The sequence below is a fragment of the Acinetobacter pittii ANC 4050 genome (genome assembly GCF_000399685.1).
GTDB classification, from domain to species: Bacteria; Pseudomonadota; Gammaproteobacteria; order Pseudomonadales; family Moraxellaceae; genus Acinetobacter; species Acinetobacter pittii_E.
The window spans coordinates 809,268-833,865 of the sequence record NZ_KB976987.1; the positions used below are offsets into that span (position 1 = coordinate 809,268).

Here is a 24,598-nt window from a genome sequence, read left to right on the forward strand (position 1 = left end):
AAGCTTAGTAGATCAATGTGCTTTACTGAAAAAGTTTAATAATTTCATGTCGCAAAAATTGATGTCTTAAATTATCCCTTAAATCTTCGTGCCAAAACATACCCATTTTAATATTGGTTATCTCAAAAGGTAGGGAATGTAAGCAAATTTCAGGACTATAAGATAAATGCTGCAAAATCATACGTGGCATGGTCAGTATTGCGTTGGCTTGAGCACCTAAAACTTGTAGTGCCGTTGAGTAGTTCTGACAGCGCATAAATACATTTCTTGAAATTTTTTGATGTTGGTTTAAATAAATATCTTCAAGTAAGGCGCCTGTACGGCGTGACGAAACACCGATATGTCGACCACTAATATAGCTCGATAAATCGACTTCTTTAAGTTGACTGCAAATGACGAACTCATCTGTTACCAAATGATCAAAGGTAATTTTTGGAGATAAATATTGTTCTAGGTCAATCACAAAATCGAGCTGCTGTGTTGCCAAGTCCGCCATGATGTGTTTTCGATCTAGCTTCATACTGACAAACTGCAAATCTAAATTAAGATTTTGAAAGTGTTGAGCGAGTCTTGGAAGAATAATCGGCTCAATTTCATCATGCACGGCGATTTTTAAATTTTTTAGACTTGTTGGATCAAAGACGTGTTTCTGTTGGCTAATATTTTGAATGGTTAAAAGTGCTTGTTTAACAGTTGGATAAATCTGTTCTGCAAAAGGAGTGGCCGACATTTTATTGCCTACACGTATAAATACATCATCTTCAAGTTGTTGGCGTAATCGTTGTAAAGCATGACTTGCCGCCGACTGCGTAATATTGAGACTGCTTGCTGCATTTGAAATGCTTTTTTGCTCATAAATCGCAACAAAAAGTGGATATAAATTGATATCAATTCGATGAAAAAAGCTTAGGTCTAGGCCATGCAAGTTATGAATATTATTCATTAGATGTTATTCAATAAAATCATTTCATTCATATTAAGTTTCAAGTTATGTTGATGTAAAGACCAGCTAATGATGTAAAGGAAAAAGAATGTTTGAACTCTCAAAGAAAGCTCAGGACTTCACCGAGCGAACTAGAAAATTTATTTTAGAAGAAATAGAACCTGTCGAAGCAAAATTTTGGGAAGAAGTTCATGAGTTAAATCCAGATGGAAACTGGAAAAAATGGCAATGGCCAGAGCTCTTAGAAACTCTGAAATCTAAAGCGAAGGAAGCTGGCCTTTGGAATATGTTTTTACCCGATGAAAAGCTGGGCGCTGGGTTAACTGTTCAAGAATATGCGCATATAGCCGAATTAACTGGCCGTAGTTTATTGGCACCTACGGTTTTTAACTGTAATGCACCAGATACGGGAAATATGGAATTGTTATGGCGTTATGGTAGTGAACAACAAAAACAGCAATGGCTACAGCCTTTATTGGACGGCAAAATCCGTTCGGTTTTTTGTATGACTGAACCCGAGGTTGCTTCAAGTGATGCCACCAATATGCAAGCGACTGCCTTAATCGAAGGTAATGAAATTGTTTTAAATGGCAAAAAGTGGTGGTCGTCTGGCTTAGGTGATCCAAATGCCAAAGTCATTATATTTATGGCGCATACTCCAGATGAAACCAAAGACCGTCATCATCAACACTCTATGGTTTTAGTACCGATTGATACGGCAGGTGTTGAAATTCAGCGGATGTTACCTGTGTTTGGTGACTACGATGCACCGCATGGACATGGTGAAGTTCATTTTAATAATGTTCGAGTGCCTATCGAAAACTTTATTGGCGGAGCAGGGCAAGGTTTTGAAATTGCCCAAGGTCGCTTAGGACCAGGACGTATTCACCATTGCATGCGCTGTATTGGGGCTGCTGAAAAAGCGCTAGAACTTATGATTGATCGCGGCATGTCTAGAACGGCGTTTGGCAAAGAAATTTTAAAACTCGGTGGAAACCTCGAACGCGTGGCTGATGCTCGGGTCGCCATAGATCAAGCCAGACTTTTAACCTTGTATGCTGCTTATAAAATGGATACTTTAGGAAATATGGCTGCTTTAACAGAAATATCTGCAATTAAAGTGGTCGCTCCAAGTGTTTTAGAAAAAGTAGTCGACATGGCAATTCAGTTACATGGCGGTGCGGGTGTTTCAAGAGATACACCATTAACAGGTTTCTTTGCCCAAGCACGCAGTTTACGTTTAGCTGATGGTCCAGATGAAGTACATAAAGGCATGATTGCCAAATTAGAGTTGGCCAAACGTGGTTATGGTCGTCATAAGAAAGTATAAGTTTAAAGGAAGTGAATATGTCGGTAATTGATATAGGCGGTGAAGTACGTGAAGGTGAAGAGCTTGATATTGGGGCAGTTGAAAACTGGTTAAAAAGCCAAGGTGTTGAGTTGGTTGGTCCAGCAGTTGTTACTCAATATACAGGTGGGGCGTCGAATTGGACTTATCGTTTAAAGTATGAAAATACCGATTTAATTTTACGGCGTCCTCCAAAAGGAACAAAAGCGAAGTCAGCCCATGATATGGCCCGTGAATATATGGTGCAGAAAAATCTTGCGCCTTATTATCCAGTGCTTCCTAAAATGGTGGCACTTTGTCAGGATGAGTCGGTCATTGGCTGTGATTTTTATGTGATGGAACGCATTGAAGGCATTATTCCTCGTGCAAAACTACCGCCTGAGCTTGGTTTTAATGAAGATGATGTGCATCAACTTTGTGTAAATGTCATTGATAAGTTGATTGAGCTACATCAAGTTCCTTATGAGAACACGCCTTTAGCTGAACTAGGCAAAGGTGCAGGATATTGCCGTAGACAAGTTGAAGGATGGGATAAACGTTACGAGAAAGTCCGCACAATCAACGTTCCTTCTTTTAAATATGTTCGAAAATGGCTAAGCGATAATATCCCTCAGGACTCTACGACTTGTATTATTCATAATGATTGGCGTTTTGATAATGTGGTGTTAGACCCAGAACATCCAACAGAAGTGATTGGTGTGCTGGATTGGGAAATGGCGACCTTGGGTGATCCATTAATGGACTTGGGAAGTGCGTTGGCCTATTGGGTTGAGCCAACGGATAACATGATTTTTAGATCGACGCGCCGTCAGCCAACTCACTTAAAGGGAATGTTCTCTCGAAAAGAAGTGGTTGAGTATTATTTGCAAAAAACAGGTCTGAAACCTACAAATTGGGCTTTTTATGAAGTGTTTGGTGTATTCCGTTTAGCCGTGATTGCTCAGCAAATCTATTACCGTTATTACCATAAACAAACCCGAAACCCTGCTTTTAAAGATTTCTGGATTGTCATTCATGCACTACATATCCGAGCTTTAAAACTTATCGCGCAGCAAAAATTGCAAGAATCAGAATTTGCTCAGCAATCTCTACAGAAAATACAGGGTATTTTAAGAAGATGACCACAATTTATCTGGTAAGACATGGGCAGGCATCATTTGGTAAAAGTAATTATGATGAGCTGTCTGAAAATGGTGAAGCTCAAGCGACTTTATTAGGTCAATATTTTAAGCAAATATTGAAAGAACAACCGTATGTAGTTGCGGGAACTATGCAGCGCCATGAACAAACTGCAAAGCTCGCACTCAATGAATGCTTTCCAGATGCGGTGATTCATCATAATAATTTATGGAATGAGTTTAACCATCAGCAAGTTTTTGCCCGCTATGAACCGCGTTTTGAACAGCCTGAACTGTTAAAAGCTGACGTGGCGCAAGAACAAAACCCGCGTGCTTATCTTGCCAAAATATTTGAAGGCGCCATTGGACGATGGACTGATGGTGATTTTCATCATGAATATGATGAGTCTTGGCCACACTTTAAGGAAAGAGTCGAAACGGCATTACAACAACTTTGTGATGATTTGGCAAAAACTAAGCCTCGCTATGCAGTTGTTTTTACTTCTGGTGGTGTGATTTCCGTAGCAATTGGCAAACTGCTTGAACTGAGCCCCAATCGAACTTTTGCCTTGAATTGGGCAATTGCTAATACAAGCCTCACCACTTTGCGTTTGGTTGGAAATGAAGCTCAGGTGTTAAGTTTAAATGAACATCATTTTATAAAAGCTAAACGTCCAGATTTACTGACATGGATTTAAAAATAAGGATAAAAGCATGGCGAAGACAATTTTAATTACAGGTGCAAGTTCAGGTCTTGGCGCGGGTATGGCGCATGAATTTGCAGCCAAAGGCTATAACTTAGCAATTTGTGCACGCCGTTTAGACAGATTGGGAGATTTAAAAACTGAACTTGAAACTGAGTATGGGATTAAAGTCATTGCAAAAAGTCTGGATGTCACCAATTACGATCAGGTTTTTGAAGTATTTCGCGCCTTTAAACAAGAATTTGGCTATTTAGACCGAATTATTGTAAATGCGGGAGTCGGAAATGGCCGTCGTATTGGTAAAGGTAATTTCGAAATTAATAAGGCAACTGCTGAAACGAACTTTATTTCTGCTTTAGCACAATGTGAAGCAGCGGTTGAAATTTTTAGAGCACAAAACGCCGGCCATTTGGTGGTGATGTCATCCATGAGTGCTATGCGTGGATTACCAAAACATTTATCGACCTATGCGGCCAGTAAAGCTGCGGTGGCTCACTTGGCCGAAGGTATTCGTGCTGAATTATTGGATACACCAATTAAAGTTTCTACAATTTTTCCGGGTTACATCCGAACTGAAATGAATGAAGGCGCTAAACATTTGCCATTTGAAGTAGATGCCAAAACAGGATGTAAAGCTTTGGTCAAAGCCATCGAAAAACAACCTGTAAAGGCTTATGTGCCGCAGTGGCCATGGTTACCAATGAGTATTGCCATGAAAGTTTTACCTTTAAAGTTGGTCAATAAATTAGAATAAAAAATACCCCCTAAATTTTAGGGGGTATTTTTTATTTAGAACTTTTTGGTGTAATTGACAAAAAAGCGGTCTTCCCCAAAGTCATTACCATGTTTTACGTTGTAATCAATACGAATGTATTGCAGGGCAACGCCTTTTAAGAATGGTTGCTGGAACGCATAGTTTAAAATCACATTCGATTCAGTTTCATGGTTCTTTTCACCGTTGGCTGCTTTGAAGTCATGGCCGTAAACATATTTCACCATCGCATTTAAACCGGGTACATAATCTTTAAAGTCGTAGCCGTACATGACATGGTAAGACTTTTCATCTTCTTTAAAGAAACCTGTGGCATTCCAGTTAATGAAATAGGTTTCTGGTAAGAAGCCATCTGGTAGCGGGTAAGCCGATTCACCAATAATTTGTTGGTAACCTAAACCAAAGGTATGGTTTTTTACTTTAACGGTTTCAAGTAATCCGATGTTCTGCGCATCAATATCAAAAGTATTGCCGTCATCTTTTGCATTAAAGTACTTAAACTTAGAGGTAAGGGCAAAAGTTGGCTGCTTCCACGTATGTTCAAGTCCAACATAATGCTTGTTATACAGATCTTCCAAATTACCGAAGTAATATTCGCCCTTGAGTGACGGCGTGAATTGATATCGCAGGTCAATATAATTTAAGCCATCAGATTCTTTAGTAATTCCATTTGCCGTGAATGAAAACTTTTTAAAGTCTTCTTCATTACGTGGAGATACTTTTTCTACTCGGCCAATTTCAGCATAGAGCTGATCTGAAAGTTGCGACTTTAAGTTAGTTCCCCAATATGAAGTGAGTAACTGTCGGCTAGCATCAACAGCTGTTACAGGTAAATCTAGCCAGAGTTCACCGATACTTAAAAGAGTTCTGTCATAACCTAGTTTTAAAGTCGCGCCGTATTTTAGATAGTCTGATGCCTGAGATTGTGTTTCTTTATTAAAAGGCAAAACTGTGTCGGCGACATGTTTATCTGAACTTAGGCGCACGGCGTATTGGACAGAAGCATCGGCCCCAATCGTGATTGGCTTATCTGCTATGACTAATGGAGTGTCATGCATTTTTGATTTATAAAATAATGATGCTGCCTGAGACCAACTGCCGGTATCTTTGAGTGCATCGTTATCAAAATCACGATTGATATATGCATTTTTTAAAGTGAATTTCCATTCATCTTCAGTTTGCTGATTCGGATTTGCAGCCCATGAGCTGCTGCACATAAGTAATAAAGTAGTAACAGCTAAAGTGTGTGGTTTAAAACGGTGAAATAATTCCATAATCCATTTCCCAGATATATGCCTGTCCTCGGCAATACTTAATTTTGAATATTTCGGTACTCTCTATGTGTTTAGATAGAGAGTACTTTTTTGCAAAAGGTAAGAGCTATTAATTTAATTTTTCAAGTTTCATGCTTTCACTAAAGAATTTGCAGCCTTTAAAAAGCAGAATTAAAGCCACTACACAAGACAGACCACCTACAATAGATAAAGAAGAACCTACCATTAACGGACTACCAAAAACTTTATCTGTAATAATGGCTACCAATGTTGTACCAATACCGAGTCCAATTAAGTTACTGACCAAAAGGAAGAGGGCAGAAAGTCGTGCTCTAAATTGGTTGGGGGCTAACATTTGCAAAGCAGTTGCCGAAATCACTAAAGGGAAAGACGCAAAGAACATTGCAGGAATCAGTAAGCTGACTGAAAGCCAAAGCTGATCTGTTTGGGTAAAAAATGCAATTGGAATAATCAGGCCAACAATCCCAATCACACCTGTGAACATCGGTGCATCTTGACGACCTTTTTTAATAAACCAGTCGTTTAGCCAACCTGCACAAAACACACCTAATGTATTTGCAATTAATAGAATTGTGCCGAGCATATAACCTGTTTCAGTCGGTGCGAGTTGAAACTTTCGAATATAAAATGCAGGTGTCCAGCTAGTCAGGCTATAGAGCGCCATTGCATAAAAGGTAAAACCTAAATAGTGACAGGCAAAAGTTTTCGAATGTTTTTTAATAAACTGAAGACATTGTGTGAATTTAACTTGGTCGACTTGTCCATGTTGGTTGAGCTGTTGGCCTTTACGCGCAGGGTCTTTAACGGTCAAAATAAATAACAAACCAATAATAATGCCGGGTAAACCCACCACTAAAAAGGCAATTTGCCATGCTTTAAGTGCGCCTAATAGTGGAACTTCAATGAGTGTCACGCCTTTAAGCAAGTTAATGACATAACCGCCAACTAAAAAGGCAATACCGCCCCCTAAAAAAGCACCAATTGAATAAATCCCAACAGCACGGCCTAGTTTGTCCTTACTAAACATGTCACTAAACATTGAATAAGCAGCTGGAGATAACGCAGCTTCACCGACACCTACTGCCATACGGCTTAAAAATAGTTGAATAAAGTTTTTACTTAAACCACAAGTTGCCGTTGCTAGACTCCAAACAATAATCCCGATTGAAATCAGTTTTGGTCGTGAAAAACGGTCAGCAATATAAGCGAGTGGTAATCCCATAACCGCATAAAATAGTGAAAAGGCAAGACCATGTAACAAACTAAATTGGGTATCTGAAAGTTGGAGATCTGCTTTGATGGGTTCAATCATCAGCGCCAGAATTTGGCGATCAATAAATGAAAATATATATGCCAACATACAAAGTATCACCACATACCATGCATAGGCATTGCTTTTTTTCTGTGTCCTTTCAACAGCGATATTACTTTGGTTCATACACTTAATCCTTATGTATAAAACGCTTTAAAAAAATTGATATCTAACTTTTATTATTCCTCTGAAGTTTTCGATACTTTTCCCCCTTTAGATAAGAATAATAAATAGGTTAGAAATGAGTAATTTGGTCTCGTACAGACCGGAAGAGAGTGTCTAAATCCAATTAGGAAGTAATTGGGCTTTTAAGATCATGGAATTATTATTTTCTTTTTATATGTAAAATTCCATTACTTGTTGAGTATGTTAGAATACTTAAAAAGTATGTTAAGTAGAAATATACGAATATTTTACTGAGGTAATAATTTGATTCTATTTATTTTAATAAAGGAGCAGTTAAAGAAGATAAATTTTTAACTGCTCAAAAGGGCTAATTTTTATTGAAAGAAATATCTAACTTGATGGCATAAGATCAAATAATTTCTTTAACTGAGAATTTAAATTGTGCAATTCATCTTCTGAAAAAGCATTCAGGATGCCTGCCAAGGTGACCACACTAATTTGATTAATCTGTTCAACCAGCTCAATACCTTTGGCTGTTAATTTCACCATCGAGATGCGTTCATCGGAGGTAGAAGAGTAGACCTCAACAATTCCATCTTCTACCAACCGATATACAGCTTTGGTTGCGGTAGTTAATTTTAAAGTAGAAAGATTGGCGATGTCGGTGATACTGGCTTCCCCAAGAGCGTTAGTACTTAAAATAATTTTACGGCGTGTATTATCGATACCTAGTTTTTTTATTGATTTTTCAATCAGTTGTGAATACTTACCATTCACTTGGGAAACCCAAAAAAAAGGGAAGTTTTGAATACTCGACGGTTCTTTATTAGGAAGAAATTGTTCTAAATGATCAAGCATAGCTAAGCAATAACTTAGTGAAAAAAGGGTAATCCTATTATAAACAAAATTTTGCATATTTCCTTGAGAACAAATTATAAAAAATACTTGACAATTCCATTAAATTTTCCGATATTTTAATTAATGAATAAAAATACATGGAAAAGTGAATGAATATTGTTAGCCAAAGCGTGCACAAAGGAAGTGGCAAGCTCAAGGTGATGGTGAAGGACACAATTGATATTCAAGGTCTAAAAACCATTGCTGGCAGTCGAGCTTTATTAAATGTTGAACCTGCGCACGATGATGCTGAGGTGGTTAAAAACATCTTGCAAGCTGACTGCGAAATTATTGGTAAGACAAATTTGCACGAATTGGCTTTTGGTATTACAGGCATTAACCACGCTTTTGGTACACCTGTTAATCCTAAATATCCTGAACTTATTCCAGGTGGGTCTTCGAGTGGTTCGGCTGCAGCAGTTGCTGCAAAGCAAGCTGACTTTACTTTAGGAACAGACACGGGCGGCTCTATCCGTATGCCCGCTGCGTGTTGTGGAGTTTTTGGTTTAAAACCGACTTTTGGCCGTGTTAGCAGAAAGGGCGTCTATCCACCATCAAGTTCTTTAGATTGCGTTGGCCCTTTTGCAAATTCAGTCGAGATGATTGAAAAGGCCATGCAGATTATTGATCCAACTTTCAAACCTTCTGCATCTACTAATGCACCAAAACTTGCTGTTCTGGATGTCAAAGCAGATGAGGTTATTTGGAACTGTATCCATCAGGCACTTCAAAAAGCTAATTTACAGACCACTTTAGAAAAAGTTGAATATTTTGAAGCGGCTTTTGATGCAGGTATGCAGATTATTAATTATGAAAATTGGCAAGCTTTTGGTGAGTTAACTCAAACAGGCTTAGTTGGTTCTGATGTAAATAGTCGTTTATTAAAAGCTGCCGCAACAACTTTAGAGCAAGTGAAACAAGCAGAAGTTGTGAAAACGCAGCTGACCCAAGAACTTGATGCACTACTAGAAAAATATGATGCATTGGTTTTACCGACACTTCCACAAATTCCACCGAAAGTTTCTGAGGCTGAAAACACAGTCGCTTTTTTAAATCTTACGGGTTTAGTTCGACCATTTAATTTATCAGGACATCCAGCCATTTCAGTGCCACTTGAAACCAGTGAAGGGTTACCCGTGGGCCTACAGATCGTATCAAAGCATCAAAAAGATGAGCAATTATGCACTATAGCTAAATTTTTTGTTGATGCAATGCAATAAATTACAAGGAGTTAGATGATGAATAAGTTGTCTAAAATGGAGTTTGCTTCTCAAGACAAAGCAGTTGACTTAGATGCTTTGTGCCAAGAAATACGAGAGCGTGCCTGTACAGGTGAATTCGATAATCAGGCCTACGTGAGCCAAGATATTATCGAAAAACTTAAACAAATTGGCGTTTACCGTGCCTTGGTGCCTAAACGTTTTGGTGGTGAAGAATGGTCACCACGACAGTTTTGCGAATTGATCGAAACTTTATCTAAAGCTGATGGTTCGGTGGGCTGGGTAGCAAGTTTCGGCATGAGCCCTGCTTATTTAGGAAGTTTGCCAGAAGAAACGCTTAAAGAATTGTACCAAAACGGACCAGATGTTGTGTTTGCCGGAGGTATTTTCCCACCACAACCTGCTGAAATTACCGATGAAGGTGTAGTGGTTCGTGGCCGTTGGAAATTCTCAAGCGGTTGTATGGGGGCCGACATTGTGGGTGTAGGGATTTCACCACTTAAAAACAATGAAATGCAGGGCTTACCACGTATGGCCGTGATGCCTGCGAAAAAAGCCAAAATTGAAATGACTTGGGACACCGTTGGCCTAAAAGGTACGGGAAGCCATGATTTGGTGGTCGAAGATGTATTGGTCGAAAAGAAATGGACCTTTGTACGTGGTGAACCTTCAAAACTCAGCGAGCCATTTTTTAAATATCCGTCACTGTCTTTAGCGACTCAAGTATTAACTGTAGTTGGTATTGGTGTTGCAGCTGCTGCATTAGAAGAATTTGAAAAACTGGCGCCGGGTAAAGCATCTATTACGGGCGGGTCAGAAATTGCAAACCGCCCAGTGACTCAATATGAATTTGCTCAAGCTGATGCAGAGTTTCAGGCTGCAAAATCTTGGTTTTATCAAACCATGGATATTGTCTGGAATGAAATTATTGCTGGGCGTGAAGCCACTGCTGAACAAATTAGTGATATGCGTCTGGCATGTACCCATGCAGCGCGAGTTTGCGCCAAAGTGACCCGAAAAATGCAAATGCTCGCGGGTATGACAGCAATCTATACCAACAATCCATTTAGCCGTTTTGTAAATGACACCAACGTGGTGACCCAACATGCCTTTATGGGTGATGCGACCTTACAAAATGCAGGCTCAATTAGTTTCGGGTTAAAGCCAACCCCTGGTTATTTATAAGTTTTAATTTTTAAAAAGGATATTGAGATGGAAGCTAAAAAATCATTACGTGTTTTGTTCTGTATGGGTATTAACCAAAACTTTTTTGACGCCGAACCTGCTGAAGCAAAAGCAGTTTGGGCAGCATTTGGTGAAATGTGGAATGGCATTCATTACTTACCGGGCGTGCATGTTTTTGGAAATCTTGATGATGACCAAAGCATGGTTGGTCCAAGTGCGGGTTGGCCTTGGACAACTTATTTGCTTGCCGATGTTCCAGATATTGAAACCGTACATGCCGCATGTAACTTATTTAGAACGACGGTGGTGGGTGAAGGTCCATACAAACTTTGGAAATATTGCAAAGTTGAAGCTCGTGTTGGGCGCGAATTGGTTATCCAACGTTAAGGCGACCGCAATGACTGACAAAGTGAATATGGCAGAAATCTTAGAGCGACTAGAACAGTTAGAAGCGCACAACGCGATTCGTAATTGCCTGAACCGTTATATGGAAATCTGCGACGAGCTTAATGCAAATACAGACCTTGACGAGCTGATGAATCTTTTTGATCAAGACTGTATTTGGGAAGGTATTGGCGAGAAATATGCCAAATCTTTTGGTCGTTATGATTCTTGGCAGTCGATTTACGACATGTTTAAAAGCTATACCCAAAAAGAATCTCACTTTGTTATGAATGCACACTTTGTCAATTCAGAACAAATTTATGTAAACCAAGGCTATGCAAATGCTTCTTGGCTCATGTTGCAAACTTCAACCTTTAAAGATGGCCGTAGTCATCTGAATGCAGCAAAGCTCAATGTGAAATTTCAAAAGCAAGCAGATGGAACATGGAAAATTAAACATTTCCAAACACAGAATATTTTCAGTCGTCCCGTATCGCATTGGCACAGTGAAGCTGAATTGCCGGTACCTTCCCAGGAATGACCCAGGACATATTTAAAAGGACTATTGATATGAACAGTATTATCCCGACGCATAACATTGGCATTGATTACGATGCTTTGGTTCAAAGTGACCGTGCTCATACTTCTCTTTATAAAGATGAACGCATTTTTGATGAAGAAATGGAAAAAATCTTTTATAGCACTTGGGTGTGGGTTGCGCATGCCAGCGAAATTCCAGAAGGCGGAAGCTATAAAACCATTAATATCGGTAAACAGCCTGTGGTTGTGGTACGTGACCGTAAAAAGAAAGTCCATGTACTTTTAAACCGTTGCCGTCACCGTGCAGCAACTGTATGCGAACATAAGAAAGGAAAAACCAACAGTTTTGTATGTCCGTACCACGGTTGGAGTTATGCACTTGACGGTAGTTTGCGTGGTGTGCCATCTCCGGAAAGTTACGGCGATTGTTTAGATAAATCAGAATTACCGTTGGTGAGTCTACGTGTAGAAGAATATAACGGCATGATCTTCGCTTCATTTAAAGAAGACATTCAACCGCTTGAAGAGTTCCTTGGGCCAGCAAAAAAATGGATTGACCTGTTTATGAAACAAGGTGCAGGTTATCCAATTAAAGTGCTGGGTGAACACCGTTTCCGTTTCCCAGGTAACTGGAAAATCCAGCTTGAAAATACCACCGATGCTTATCACTTCCCGTTGGTACACAAGTCATTCTTAAGTTCTGTAGATGAAAAAACCGAAGAACTCTTTAACTTCGAAAACCAACCGGGCTTTGTTGAAGACTTAGGTAATGGTCACAGTGTTATGGTGATGATTCCTGAATTGGTTGATCTAGACGAAGAGCTTATGGAGCGACCAATTCAAGAGCGCTTTGAAGACTTGGCTCAAGCTTTGCGCGACGAAGGTCATGAAGAGTTAGAAGTACGCCGTATTGTTCGTGCAGTAGGTGGTTCTGGCTTTAACTTAAATTTATTCCCAAATATTGCATGTTCAATGGCGTTCTTCCGTGTGTTACAGCCAATTTCAGTTGCTGAAACAGAAATTCATCACTCGGTAATTACCATGGACGGTGGTCCGCAAATTGCCAACCAATATCGCTTACGTTTGCATGAACATTTCCAAGGCCCATTTGGTTTTGGTACTCCAGATGACTCAGAAGCTTGGGAACGCGTACAACACGGCGCCAATGCGGGTAATGATTTATGGATCATGCTCAACCGTGGTTTACCGGGCGAAGTCAAAACCGAAGATGGCTTAAAAAGTGATGTCAGTGCTGAAACAGGTATGCGTGCAGCCTATCAGCAGTGGAAAAAGATGATGACGGCTTAAGGAGAGAGCAATGAATATGAATCTGCAATTATTAAATGAAGTCACTGCTTTCATCTGGGCTGAAGCAGATATGTTAGACCACAGTGAATACCGCGAATGGCTCAATTTATGGAATGAAAAAGGCGTTTATATCATTCCAATTGATCCAAACCTAACGGATTACGAAAACAACTTAAATTATGCCTATGACGATAATCATATGCGTACTTTACGTGTAGAGCGTCTAGAAAATGGTGAGGCGATTTCTACAGCGCCTAAAGCAAATACGGTGCGTAGTGTTTCTCGTGTGCGCATTGTTCAAGATCAAGATGATGAAATCGTTTTGCGTTGTGCTCAAAACTTACGTGAATTCCGTAAAGAAAACCTTAAGCATTACACCGCAGATATTACTTACCATTTGACTCGCGATGCAGGTACAGGTTTTAAGATTAACCGTAAAATCATCAACTTGGTTAATTCGACCGATACCTTGGCTGGTATTAGCTACATTCTTTAGGAGCGGTAACATGAAACAGGTTGTTTTAGTGACAGGTGCTGCTTCTGGACTCGGTAATGTCATTGCTGAATATTTTGCGAGCCAAGGTCATCAAGTGATTTTGTCGGCAAGTACGCTTGAAAAAGCCGAAAATGCCAAGGCGCAAAGTCAATATGCACAAAATATGTTTCCAGTGAAATTAGATATTTCGGTCGAAGCAGATTTTCATGCTGCCGTGCAGTGGATTGAAGAGAAGTTTTCTAAACTTGATGTGTTGATTAACAATGCCACCGTCACCAAAGCAACGCCCGTATTAGAAATTACCGCAGCCGATTTTGATTGGGTGACCCAAGTCAACCAACGCGGCACCTTTCAGGCTTGTCAAATTATTGGCCAATATATGGCTAAAAAAGGCTATGGACGCATCATTAATATGGCGTCGTTAGCGGGACAAAATGGCGGTACTGCGACGGGTGCACACTATGCGGCAACCAAAGGCGCAATTGTGACGTTAACCAAAATTTTTGCCAAAGAGTTTGCGGCAAAAGGGGTGACGGTCAATGCGGTTGCACCGGGTCCAATGGAATCACCAATCGTTCATAGTGTGGTGCCAGACGAAAAGATGGAACAGTTCATCCAGAATATTCCGGTTAAGGCCTTAGGGAGTATGCATTTCATTGCTGAAACTTGTGGCTTGCTCGCGAGTCCAAATGCGGGATTTGTGACTGGTGCAACATGGGATATTAACGGTGGTTTATTCATGCGTTAAGCCACGTGCTTAACCATGAAAAGGGAGTTGAATCATGACTACACTTTATGATGTTGTCGTTAAAAATCGCCATGTGGAAGGTGGAAATATTGCAGTCATGGAATTTGAATCTGCAACTTCTACAACATTGCCAAAAGTTGAAGCAGGTGCGCATATTGATGTGCACTTACCAAATGGCATGGTGCGCCAATATTCACTTTGCCAAAATCCAAATGACGAAGGTAAGTTTCGTCTTGGAATTTTACGTGATCCTGAATCACGTGGTGGCTCAATCTCGGCTTTTGATGAAATTAAAGATGGCATGCAAATTCAGGTCAGTGAGCCAAAAAATTTATTTCCACTTTTAAAAGCGAAACATAGTGTATTGATTGGTGGTGGTATCGGGATTACGCCGTTAATTACGATGGCATATCAACTTGCACATGAAGGTGAATCATTTGAGCTTCACTACTGCGGCGCTAGCCCAGAAAACTGTGCTTTTGTTGATGAAATTAAAAATGGTGAGTTAGCCAAGTACACAACTTTTCATTTTAAATCCGAAGGTGCAAGCCATAGAGCATTTTTTGAATCTGCCATTAAAGATATTGACCTTGAGAGCCATATTTACACCTGTGGTCCAGTCGGTTTTATGGACTGGGTGATTAACCTTGCTACGACTCATAATTTTCCTGAGCAGCAAATCCACAAAGAATATTTCCAAGTTGAAACCGACACTTCTGGAGATTCATTTGAGGTGGTGGCTGAGCGTAGTGGAAAAATCATTATGGTTCAAGCAGGTGAAACCATTTTGCAGGCATTGGCTAAAGAAGGCATCGAGATTGAAATGTCTTGTGAGCAAGGCGTATGCGGAACCTGCATGTGCGATGTGATTGAAGGCGAACCTGACCATCGAGATGTTTATTTTACTGATGAAGAAAAAGCCAGCAATGAACAAATATTGGTGTGCTGTTCGCGCTCTAAAACACCGAGACTAGTTTTAGATATCTAATGCTCTCGCGATTTATATGGATGTAAGAAAAGGTTTAGGAGAAAGATGATGAATGTATTACAACAAATAGATGAGTTTACGGTCGATCCACTACAGTTCCGACGAGCATTAGGAAATTTTGCAACAGGCGTTACCATTATTACAGCACAAAATGCACAAGGTGAGAAAGTCGGTGTAACTGCAAATAGCTTTAACTCAGTGTCTCTAGACCCACCACTTATTTTGTGGAGTATTGATAAAAAATCGTCAAGTTTTTCAGTATTTGAAGAAGCAACTCATTTTGCAGTCAATATTTTATCAGGCACGCAAATTGAGCTGTCAAATAAGTTTTCTAGACGCAATATTGATAAATTTGCCGACACAAATTTTCAACTTGGCGCAGGACGCGCACCCATTTTAGAAAATTGTTCTGCAGTGTTTGAGTGCGAACGTTATCAAGTGATCGAAGGTGGTGACCACTGGATTATTATTGGTAAGGTCGTCCGTTTCCATGACCAAGGCCGAAGCCCGCTGGTTTACCATCAAGGTGCATATTCTTGTGTAATGCCGCATCCGAGCCTTCAAGTTAAACAAACTGAACAGAACGGCGTAGACCAAACACATTATGGGCACTTATATAATAATGTCTGCTACTTGATGAGCCGAGCTTTTAAAGCCTATCAAACTGACTATATTCCTAAGCAAATGGCTTCTGGGTTCCGTACCAGTGAATCACGTCTCTTGCTCGTTTTAGCCAGTGGTACTGCTTCAAGTAAAGAAGATTTACCGCGCGATATTGCTATGCCAATGCAAGAAGTTGAAAGATCGGCTGAAATTCTAAAATTTGAAGGGTTACTGGTCGATCACGATAATTTGTATGCATTGACCGAGAAAGGTAAACAAACGGCGCAGTATTTGTTTGATATTGCCGACAGTCACCAAAATGAAGTGTTTAAAAAATATTCTGATGAGCAAAAGGATATTTTTATTACCATGCTGCGAGATTTTGCAGGTGTAGCATAAGCCCCATTAAGCTGATAAATTGAATTGATTTATCAGCTTCTTTACATCTAGCTGACTATCAATAAAAGAATTCCATGGACAAGGAATTTTTGGCACATAATTTGTTTATCAATAAAACATGATTGCAAATAAGCCAAGACAGTGAACTACAGCAAAAGAAAAGTCTTGAGCTGTGGCGCGTGTATAGAGAGGTAAGGGATGAACCAATATGTAAGTGATGCATTACTCACATGGACGCACCACATTAAAAATGTGTGCGGTAATTTTGAAACCGATTTTGATGGAACCCGTAATTTATTCATTGGTGAGGTTCAATGCTTTTTATTGGGTGATACCGAAATTGCTTTTATCAAAAACAATGCCAATAAAATTGTCCGAAAAGCCGATGAAATCGACCGCGTTAATAATCGTTTTTGCTTTTTGATTTTGCAGTATTCGGGAAAAATGCTGCTCGAATATAAAAATGAAACTTTAACTCTGAATGAAGGCGATATTGTGTTGGTCGACCCAGTCGAAACCATTTCGATGTATCCACAAGGCTTGGTAAGCCAGATTTCCGTCCATCTCTCACGTGAAAAATTACTTAAAGAAAATATTAGTACCGAATATTTTGGAAAACTGATTACGCAAAATATGAGTGGTTTTTTACTAAAAAATATTTTGAAAAATATGTCCCCCGAAAATATCAAACTTTGGTACGCAACCGAAGATGGTAATGCTTTTGAAGATGCCCTAATTGCCTTAATCAAACCCACAATTAATTATAAAAATATTAATAGCTCCAATAACCTGATGGAAAAAGCCGAGCGTTTTATTATTGAGAACTTAGCAAAACCAGATTTAACCCCTAAATTAATTGCAGAGCATATTGGAGTATCACTACGACATCTCTACCGTTTATTTCTTCAAGAAAATTTATCTATTAACAAATATATACAGCTCAAACGCCTAGAAAAAGTCAAAGCAGATTTACTCGATAAAAGAAATAAACAAAGCTCAATTACCCAGATTGCCTTGAAATGGGGTTTTTGGGATGGTGCTCATTTTTCAAAAATCTTTAAGAAGACTTATGGCATTTCTCCTAAAGAATTTAGAGAGGGTATGACAGTTTAAATTTTCATCTCTGAATGTCATTTTTAGACAAGTTCTAGGTCATTCTTGAACAAGCTAGCCCCATGCAAGTGTGTTGAAATTAAATTAATTAGAACAGGTTAGATGAGCTTAATAAGCATAGAACTATTAAGTTTATTTAATAAATTTCACACATAGGAAAGTGCATTTTAACTGTCTGACTCAGATGGTTCAGGGATAGAGAAAAGGATGAAACCAATGCGTAAACAACGATTATTGAATGACATACAAAAGATATTAGCGCTTAACTTATCAATAGCTGCAAGCTTTTGGGGATTAAATACTCAAGCTTTTGCTCATGGTGGAAAAGCTGAAATGGTATCTCTTTACCAAAACATGAGTGAGCAAGGCGCTAAAGTTGTCAAAGACGATTTTACTAATACTTATATGATTACCAAAGGCTCTATCGTGGTAAGAGCCAAGCCAAATTCAGATCAGGTTTTAGTGAATGGAAAACCTCTAAAATTAAGCGTCCCACTATTAATTAAAGATAATAAACCTGTTATTGGAAAAGACTTCTTTAATGAAGTATTTCAGTCTGGTTTAGATCAAACTTTTAAAGTTGAAAATACGTTTCATCCACTCAATAGTTTAAATTCTGACGAAATTAAAAAGACATTTGATGTCATTAATCGCTCAAAATATGCCTATAAAAATATGCGTTTTGCCGAATTAAAACTAAAAGAACCAGAAAAAGCCAAAGTTTGGGATTATTTTATTAATCACAAAGAATATAAAGACGCTCGAATTGCATCTTTCATTTTGTTAAAAGGCAATCAAGCGATTGAAGGTGAAGTTAACCTTAACACTCAGCAAGTCACAAAATGGAATGTACTTAAAGATACTCATGGAATGGTCTTGCTCGATAACTTTGAAACTGTACAGCGCGTGATTGAAGCGAGTAAAGAATATCAGGATGCTTTACGCAAACGTGGTGTAACAGATGTTAAGAAAGTCATTACCAATCCATTAACCGTTGGATATTTTGGTGGTAAAGATGGTTTGGATAAGCAGCTTAACGTTTTAAAAGTTGTGTCGTATCTAGATACTGGCGATGGTAATTATTGGGCACATCCAATTGAAAACTTGGTGGCTGTGGTTGATTTAGATAAAGAAAAGATTATTAAGATCGAAGAAGGGGCCATGATTCCTGTTCCGATGACGGATCGACCTTATGCCACTAAAAATACCAAACCACCGAAAATCAAACCGTTGAACATTAGTGAACCCGAAGGTAAGAACTTTTCTATTACAGGACAAACAGTACATTGGGGTAATTGGTGCTTCCATGTCGCACTAGACTCTCGTGTTGGCCTGCAGCTTTCAACCGTGACATATAAAGATAAAGGCGTAAAACGTAAAGTCATGTATGAAGGTAACCTTGGTGGAATGGTGGTTCCATATGGTGACCCTGACATGGGATGGTACTTTAAGTCTTATCTGGACTCTGGTGAGTACGGAATGGGAACACTCACATCAGCCATTCAACTTGGAACCGATGCACCGGAAAATGCGATTTTACTTGATGCAGTGATTGCAGACTATAAAGGCCAGCCACAAGTAATTCCAAATGCCATTGCTGTATTTGAACGTTATGCAGGACCTGAATATAAACATCACGAAATTTTTGGCAATCAGGATGCCAGTGAAGCTCGCCGTGAACTTGTCGTGCGCTGGATTAGTACAGTGGGTAACTACGATTACATGTTTGACTGGGTATTTTCCCAAAATGGTGTAATTGGAATTAATGCGGGTGCAACAGGTATTGAAGCTGTTAAAGGCGTTAAATCACGCACCATGCATGACAGTACCGCCAAAGAAGACACCAAATATGGAACTTTAATTGACCATAATATTGTGGGTACAACGCATCAGCACATCTATAACTTCCGCTTAGATATGGATGTAGATGGGGAAAACAACAGCTTTATGCATATGGACCCTGTAGTGAAAGCCAATGACAAAGGCGGTGTTCGTACAAGCACGATGCAAATCGATAGTAAAGTCATTACCAACGAGCAAAATGCGGCTGAAAAATTTGATCCATCTACCATTCGATTACTGACTAATTTCAATAAGGAAAATAAATTAGGTAATCCGGTTTCTTACCAATTGATTCCGTTTGCAGGTGGAACACATCCTGTGGCGAAAGGAGCTAATTTTTCTAAAGATGAATGGTTATTTAAACGTTTGAACTTTATGGATAAGCAAATTTGGGTGACTCAGTACAATCCAGACGAACGCTACCCTGAAGGGAAATATTCAAACCGTTCAACTCATGATACAGGGTTAGGACAGTTCATTGGTAACAACGAAAATATTGAAAATAAAGACCTTGTGGTGTGGATGACAACAGGCACAACCCATGTGGCACGTGCTGAAGAATGGCCAATTATGCCGACAGAATGGGTTTATACCCTAATCAAACCTTGGAACTTCTTTGACAACACCCCGACTTTAAACTTGGGTGAAGAAGAGCAAAGCACGCAGCACGACCATCACTAAAGACGTGTATCACGCGAGATGGGTAACGAAATGGTTACCCACTCTTAGCGTCTGGTAGACCATTCACAAAAAAGGAATTTTGTATGAAAACTCTACTTTCTCAAGTTATGAGAGGGACTCTCTTTGTCTCATTTTTTTCAACTGTGCATGCTGGCGAGCTTGAAATTAAACCGACTTTTGAAGCAACTTTTGGAGCTTTTAGTAGCGGTAAAAGCTATAACGGCGAAAACCTAGATGATGAAAGAATCAATTGGCAAGAAGGTCATCTTAAATATGGTGCTAAAGGACAATACACCTTTAAAAACAATCAACTCTATGCAAGCTTAAGTGGTATTAGCTCAGCAACATTTGGCGATGGCGATGCAGGCCAAAATAGTAATGGTAAAGAACGCAAAACAGATGTGAATGAATGGATTTTGGGTTTTAAAGATGGCACCAATAAAGATGAGTTAACGACCTATGATCTAAGTATTGGTCGACAAAATATCATGATTGGTGAAGGTTTTTTCATCGTGGGTGATGCAGTAAATCTCGGTAAAGTGCCTGCAGATGGCGCCCTTGATCGGGGCGGAGCATATTATCTGGCAGCTCGTCGAAGCTTTGATTTTACAAGTTTGCTTCAATACAAACTGCAAGAGAATACCACGCTAAAGTTGGCTTATTTAAAATCCAATAACAAAGCACAACTTTCATCTGAACTCTTTGTAACCGACCTGATGTATCAGCTTAAAGATAAGGGCATTGGATTTACTTATTTAAACGTATTAGACCTTGAAGATGCTGAACATGTTTCAGGGCGCGAAGATCTTAAAAATTATGCTTTACGTTTGAATTATCAACCTTTGCCTGAGCTACAAGTTAAAACTGAGTTTGTTGTACAAGATAAAAAAGATAGTCAAGAAAATGCTGGCTATTTAGCGCTGAACTATAACTTTTTATCTTCAAAATATACGCCCTCTTTAGGTTACCGTTTTAGCCATTTTTCTGACCAATACGATCCGATGTTTTATGGAAATATACTCGAATTTGGTGGCTGGGTTCATGGGGAGGTTGCAGGAAACTATGCAGGTCCATTTAATAAAAATGCAGATATTCACCAAGTTTCTTACAGAATGAATATAAAAGAAAATTTTATGTTAGGTGCTTTGGCCTATAAGTTCAAAACAGTTAATGAATCTTTAACTAATGTAGATGGACATGAACTGGATGTATTTTCGGTTTGGTCGGTTAATAAAAAATTCAACGTTATTCCTTTAGTGGGACTCTATAAACCGAAACACGATATCCATAGTGGTGGTACTCAAAACTACGATGACAAAACTAATGTGTATGCACAGTTAATTTTGCAATACATCTATTAAATCAGAGCAAAGGAGACCGTGTTTATTGACGGTGCATTCATAAAAATAAACTTAGGTGAAATCAGATGAATAAACAATATGACTATATCGTGATTGGTGCAGGCTCGGCAGGTTGTGTGGTTGCAGCACGGCTGTTACAGGCCAAAGCAGGGCGCGTTCTTGTTTTAGAGGCAGGAAGCCGAGATAGCAGTATGTTTCATACCATACCTGCCACGGTGGTTAAAGTATTCCAGCAAAAATCATGGCAATACATGACCGTCCCTCAGAAATATTGTAATCATCGTGAAATGATCCTTGCACAAGGAAAAGTGTTGGGAGGCGGAAGCTCGGTCAACGGAATGATCTATTGCCGAGGCCAACGTCAGGATTATGATTTATGGGCCACGGAATGGGGATGTAATCAGTGGTCTTATCAACATGTACTGCCTTTTTTTAAAAAAGCAGAAAAAAATGAAAGTCTTGCTAATGAATATCACGGACAAGATGGCATTTTACCTGTCAGTGAAAACCGCTATCGCCATCCTTTGACACTTGCTTGTATTAAAGCAGGTCAGCAAATGGGTATGAATTATGTCAATGATATTAATGGTTGGGATCAGGCAGGTGTAGGGTTTTATCAAACCACCACTCAAAATGGTTCACGGGCGAGTACCTCAAAAACCTATTTAAAGTCAGTCGAAAACCACCCAGACCTCACGGTGATTACTGATGCCTTAGTCCATAAAATTGAAACTCAAGGTGATCAGGTTACTGGGGTGACTTATAGCGTTGGAGGAAAATCACCGATTACTGTACAAGCTCAAAAAGAAGTTATTCTAAGTGCTGGTGCAATTGGTAGTCCTAAAGTTTTATTACTTTCGGGAATTGGTCCAAAACAGCATTTAGATGAGATCGGCATTGAATGTATTCGTGATCTACCCGTAGGTGAAAATTTTCATGATCATTTGCATATGTCGGTTAATGCAACGGTAACAACCAATAATAGTCTGCTCGGTGAAGACCAAGGTTTAACCGCCGTACGGCACTTTTTACAGTGGTGTTTTACACGTTCAGGATTGTTGACCACCAATATTCTAGAAGGTGGTGGTTTTATTGACACCAACAATAACGGTCGGCCTGATGTCCAATTTCATTTTTTACCTGTGCTGGATAATTTCGATAATACCCCGGGTGAAAAATCAGTGGCTCAAGCACATGGCCTTACGATTAAGGTCGGACATGTACAGCCAAAAGCACGTGGGACTTTACGTTTAAGTAGTAAAGATCCTAAAGATTTACCTGTCATTGATCCTAATTATTTAGGTCATCAAGAAGATATTGACGCCAATATCCGTGCGGTACAGGCCGGACTTCGCCTATTACAACAGCCTGCATTAAAAGCAATTGTCAAAGAAGTGATTGAGCCTGCAAATATCGATCATGATGATATTGAAGCGATTGATAAATGGATGCGCCAGAATATTAAAACGGTTTATCACCCCGCTGGTAGTTGCAAAATGGGCAATGCTCCGCAAGATTCGGTCACAGATCAGACCCTAAAAGTCCATGGTTTTAAAAATTTACGTGTGGTGGATTGTTCTATTTGCCCACAAGTTCCAAGCGGTAATACCAACGCAATTGCCATCATGATTGGAGAACGTGGTGCAGACTTTATTTTGAATCAGGTCGCGTAGTTGCTGTCATATCAATATTTAGAAATGAAAAGAGGAAAAGAAAATGAGTGTAGTTCAGATTTTAGAAAGCGTACAGCAATTTATGGCGCGACAACATGGACATTTTATTAATGGAAAATTGGTTGCTGCCGAGCTTTTAGATAAAGTGGATATTGTAAATCCATCCACTGAACAAGTTGTTGCTCAAATTAGTGTTGGTAGTCAACAAGACGTCGAAAATGCGGTGAAAAGTGCTGAACATACTTTTCAAAACGCTTGGGCTGAAACGACACCGTATGAGCGTGGCGTTAAACTGAACAAGCTAGCAGACTTAATCGAGCAATATGGTGAAGAGCTTGCACAGCTCGAGACGTTGTCTACCGGAAAACTTATCAATATTTCCCGCCATCTTGAAGTCGCACAATCTGTTATTTTCTTAAGATATTTTGCTGGTTGGGCAACTAAAATTAATGGTCAAACCATGCAACCCTCTATTCCTTCTATGCAAGGTGAGAAATATACAGCCTTTACTTTAAGACAACCAATTGGCGTAGTTGCAGGGATTGTGCCTTGGAATTTTTCATTGATGATTGGTGTTTGGAAAATTGGTTCAGCTTTATCAACTGGCTGCACCATTGTGCTTAAACCGAGTGAGTTTGCCAGCTTATCTTTATTACGTTTAGCTGAACTTGCTATAGAGGCAGGTATTCCAGCGGGTGTGATTAATGTAGTAACAGGTAAGGGGGAGACGGGACAATATTTAATTGAGTCACCGCTCGTTAAGAAAGTCTCATTTACAGGTTCAGTGCCGACAGGCATTGCGATTGGTAAACTCGCGATGAGCAGCGATTTAACCCGTGTAAGTCTGGAGTTAGGCGGTAAAAATGCGATAGCTGTTTTGGCTGATGCAAATATTGATGAGATTTTACCGACTTTGTTGCAAGCAACTTTTGTACATCAAGGACAGGTTTGTGCATCCCCAGAACGGTTTTTTGTACACCGTACAAAATACGATGAATTGGTGGAAAAACTCTCTAAAGCTCTCTCTGGTTTCAAAATTGGATCGGCCATGGATGAGGGAAGTATGTTTGGTCCACTTTCTAACCAGCCACATTTTCATAAAGTAAAACATTATTTAGATATGGCAAAAGCCAACAACCAGATTATTGCTGGAGGTGAGGCTTTAGATCAGACTGGTTATTTTGTACAGCCGACTTTAATTTCCTTTAAAAATACGGATGATCCTTTATTTTCAGAAGAAACCTTTGGCCCAGTGGTCGGGGTAATGCCATTCGAAACTGACGAAGAACTTATTCAGTTGATGAACCAGTCTCGCTTTGGTTTAACCGCAAGCATCTGGACAAATGATTTATCTAAAGCTTTACGTTTAATTCCTAAGATTGAAGCAGGTACTCTATGGGTCAATATGCATACGTTCTTAGACCCATCAGTTCCATTTGGTGGGGTGAAAGCTTCGGGAATTGGCAGGGAGTTTTCAGATGCATTTATTGAAGATTACACCGAATTAAAATCTGTCATGATTCGGTATTAAGCCAATAAGGA

Annotated in this window: 22 protein-coding genes; 18 read left to right on the plus strand and 4 right to left on the minus strand. The window is 39.5% G+C overall.

The genetic code is table 11. The annotated features are described in order from the left end of the window. Positions 1 to 22: 22 nt before the first annotated feature. Positions 23 to 943: a LysR family transcriptional regulator gene (gene leuO, locus F931_RS07735; RefSeq protein WP_016140824.1), complete on the minus strand. Its 921-nt coding sequence runs from the start codon at positions 941 to 943 to the stop codon at positions 23 to 25. A gap of 88 nt (positions 944 to 1,031) precedes the next feature. On the opposite strand from leuO, the gene F931_RS07740 reads away from it, so the two are divergent. From F931_RS07740 to F931_RS07755, 4 genes are read left to right on the plus strand one after another with little or no spacing between them, the layout of a single operon-like run. Beyond that, positions 1,032 to 2,273, plus strand: coding sequence for an acyl-CoA dehydrogenase family protein (locus F931_RS07740; protein ID WP_016140825.1), 1,242 nt, complete (start codon positions 1,032 to 1,034; stop codon positions 2,271 to 2,273). A gap of 17 nt (positions 2,274 to 2,290) precedes the next feature. Next, positions 2,291 to 3,412 (plus strand): phosphotransferase family protein, encoded by a 1,122-nt coding sequence (locus tag F931_RS07745; RefSeq protein ID WP_016140826.1) that lies wholly within the window; start codon positions 2,291 to 2,293, stop codon positions 3,410 to 3,412. Next, on the plus strand, positions 3,409 to 4,107 hold the full coding sequence (locus tag F931_RS07750; RefSeq protein WP_016140827.1) for a histidine phosphatase family protein: 699 nt from the start codon (positions 3,409 to 3,411) through the stop codon (positions 4,105 to 4,107). The genes F931_RS07745 and F931_RS07750 overlap by 4 nt, the downstream gene beginning before the upstream one ends. Before the next feature lie 16 nt (positions 4,108 to 4,123). Continuing rightward, positions 4,124 to 4,867 (plus strand): SDR family oxidoreductase, encoded by a 744-nt coding sequence (locus F931_RS07755; protein ID WP_016140828.1) that lies wholly within the window; start codon positions 4,124 to 4,126, stop codon positions 4,865 to 4,867. A gap of 35 nt (positions 4,868 to 4,902) precedes the next feature. On the opposite strand, the gene F931_RS07760 is transcribed toward F931_RS07755, so the two are convergent. The 3 genes from F931_RS07760 to F931_RS07770 form a co-directional block, all read right to left on the minus strand. After that, entirely contained in the window at positions 4,903 to 6,159 is a 1,257-nt protein-coding gene (locus F931_RS07760; RefSeq protein WP_016140829.1) for an OprD family outer membrane porin, read from the minus strand. Positions 6,160 to 6,268: 109 nt separating this feature from the next. Further along, positions 6,269 to 7,618: a spinster family MFS transporter gene (locus F931_RS07765; protein ID WP_016140830.1), complete on the minus strand. Its 1,350-nt coding sequence runs from the start codon at positions 7,616 to 7,618 to the stop codon at positions 6,269 to 6,271. A gap of 390 nt (positions 7,619 to 8,008) precedes the next feature. Further along, the gene (locus F931_RS07770; protein ID WP_025470292.1) at positions 8,009 to 8,476 is read right to left on the minus strand and encodes a MarR family winged helix-turn-helix transcriptional regulator; all 468 of its coding nucleotides are present in this window, start codon (positions 8,474 to 8,476) and stop codon (positions 8,009 to 8,011) included. Positions 8,477 to 8,625: 149 nt separating this feature from the next. On the opposite strand from F931_RS07770, the gene F931_RS07775 reads away from it, so the two are divergent. The 14 genes from F931_RS07775 to pad all read left to right on the plus strand — a co-directional run bounded on the left by F931_RS07775 (position 8,626) and on the right by pad (position 24,587). Continuing rightward, positions 8,626 to 9,735 carry an amidase gene (locus F931_RS07775; protein WP_016140832.1) on the plus strand — a complete coding sequence of 370 codons (1,110 nt, stop codon included), beginning with the start codon at positions 8,626 to 8,628 and terminating at the stop codon, positions 9,733 to 9,735. Between the two features lie 36 nt (positions 9,736 to 9,771). After that, positions 9,772 to 10,920 (plus strand): acyl-CoA dehydrogenase family protein, encoded by a 1,149-nt coding sequence (locus F931_RS07780; RefSeq protein WP_080593013.1) that lies wholly within the window; start codon positions 9,772 to 9,774, stop codon positions 10,918 to 10,920. Between the two features lie 27 nt (positions 10,921 to 10,947). Continuing rightward, positions 10,948 to 11,307 (plus strand): hypothetical protein, encoded by a 360-nt coding sequence (locus F931_RS07785; protein WP_016140834.1) that lies wholly within the window; start codon positions 10,948 to 10,950, stop codon positions 11,305 to 11,307. A 10-nt stretch (positions 11,308 to 11,317) separates the two neighbouring features. Then, on the plus strand, positions 11,318 to 11,845 hold the full coding sequence (locus tag F931_RS07790; RefSeq protein WP_016140835.1) for a nuclear transport factor 2 family protein: 528 nt from the start codon (positions 11,318 to 11,320) through the stop codon (positions 11,843 to 11,845). Between the two features lie 29 nt (positions 11,846 to 11,874). Then, positions 11,875 to 13,152: an aromatic ring-hydroxylating oxygenase subunit alpha gene (locus F931_RS07795; RefSeq protein ID WP_005069110.1), complete on the plus strand. Its 1,278-nt coding sequence runs from the start codon at positions 11,875 to 11,877 to the stop codon at positions 13,150 to 13,152. A gap of 10 nt (positions 13,153 to 13,162) precedes the next feature. After that, positions 13,163 to 13,648, plus strand: a complete 486-nt coding sequence (locus F931_RS07800; RefSeq protein ID WP_016140836.1) for an aromatic-ring-hydroxylating dioxygenase subunit beta — start codon at positions 13,163 to 13,165, stop codon at positions 13,646 to 13,648. Positions 13,649 to 13,658: 10 nt separating this feature from the next. Further along, the gene (locus F931_RS07805; RefSeq protein ID WP_016140837.1) at positions 13,659 to 14,396 is read left to right on the plus strand and encodes an SDR family NAD(P)-dependent oxidoreductase; all 738 of its coding nucleotides are present in this window, start codon (positions 13,659 to 13,661) and stop codon (positions 14,394 to 14,396) included. 34 nt (positions 14,397 to 14,430) lie between these two features. After that, on the plus strand, positions 14,431 to 15,384 hold the full coding sequence (locus F931_RS07810; protein WP_016140838.1) for a PDR/VanB family oxidoreductase: 954 nt from the start codon (positions 14,431 to 14,433) through the stop codon (positions 15,382 to 15,384). A 45-nt stretch (positions 15,385 to 15,429) separates the two neighbouring features. After that, on the plus strand, positions 15,430 to 16,386 hold the full coding sequence (locus F931_RS07815; protein ID WP_080649450.1) for a p-hydroxyphenylacetate 3-hydroxylase reductase component: 957 nt from the start codon (positions 15,430 to 15,432) through the stop codon (positions 16,384 to 16,386). 198 nt (positions 16,387 to 16,584) lie between these two features. Next, positions 16,585 to 17,499 carry a transcriptional regulator FeaR gene (gene feaR / locus F931_RS07820; RefSeq protein WP_016140840.1) on the plus strand — a complete coding sequence of 305 codons (915 nt, stop codon included), beginning with the start codon at positions 16,585 to 16,587 and terminating at the stop codon, positions 17,497 to 17,499. 207 nt (positions 17,500 to 17,706) lie between these two features. Next, positions 17,707 to 20,022: a primary-amine oxidase gene (gene tynA, locus F931_RS07825; protein WP_080649451.1), complete on the plus strand. Its 2,316-nt coding sequence runs from the start codon at positions 17,707 to 17,709 to the stop codon at positions 20,020 to 20,022. Between the two features lie 143 nt (positions 20,023 to 20,165). After that, on the plus strand, positions 20,166 to 21,383 hold the full coding sequence (locus F931_RS07830; RefSeq protein ID WP_080649630.1) for a hypothetical protein: 1,218 nt from the start codon (positions 20,166 to 20,168) through the stop codon (positions 21,381 to 21,383). Positions 21,384 to 21,448: 65 nt separating this feature from the next. Then, the gene (gene alkJ, locus F931_RS07835) at positions 21,449 to 23,056 is read left to right on the plus strand and encodes a GMC family oxidoreductase (RefSeq protein WP_016140843.1); all 1,608 of its coding nucleotides are present in this window, start codon (positions 21,449 to 21,451) and stop codon (positions 23,054 to 23,056) included. Between the two features lie 43 nt (positions 23,057 to 23,099). After that, positions 23,100 to 24,587, plus strand: coding sequence for an NAD-dependent phenylacetaldehyde dehydrogenase (pad, locus tag F931_RS07840; RefSeq protein ID WP_016140844.1), 1,488 nt, complete (start codon positions 23,100 to 23,102; stop codon positions 24,585 to 24,587). Positions 24,588 to 24,598: the final 11 nt, after the last annotated feature.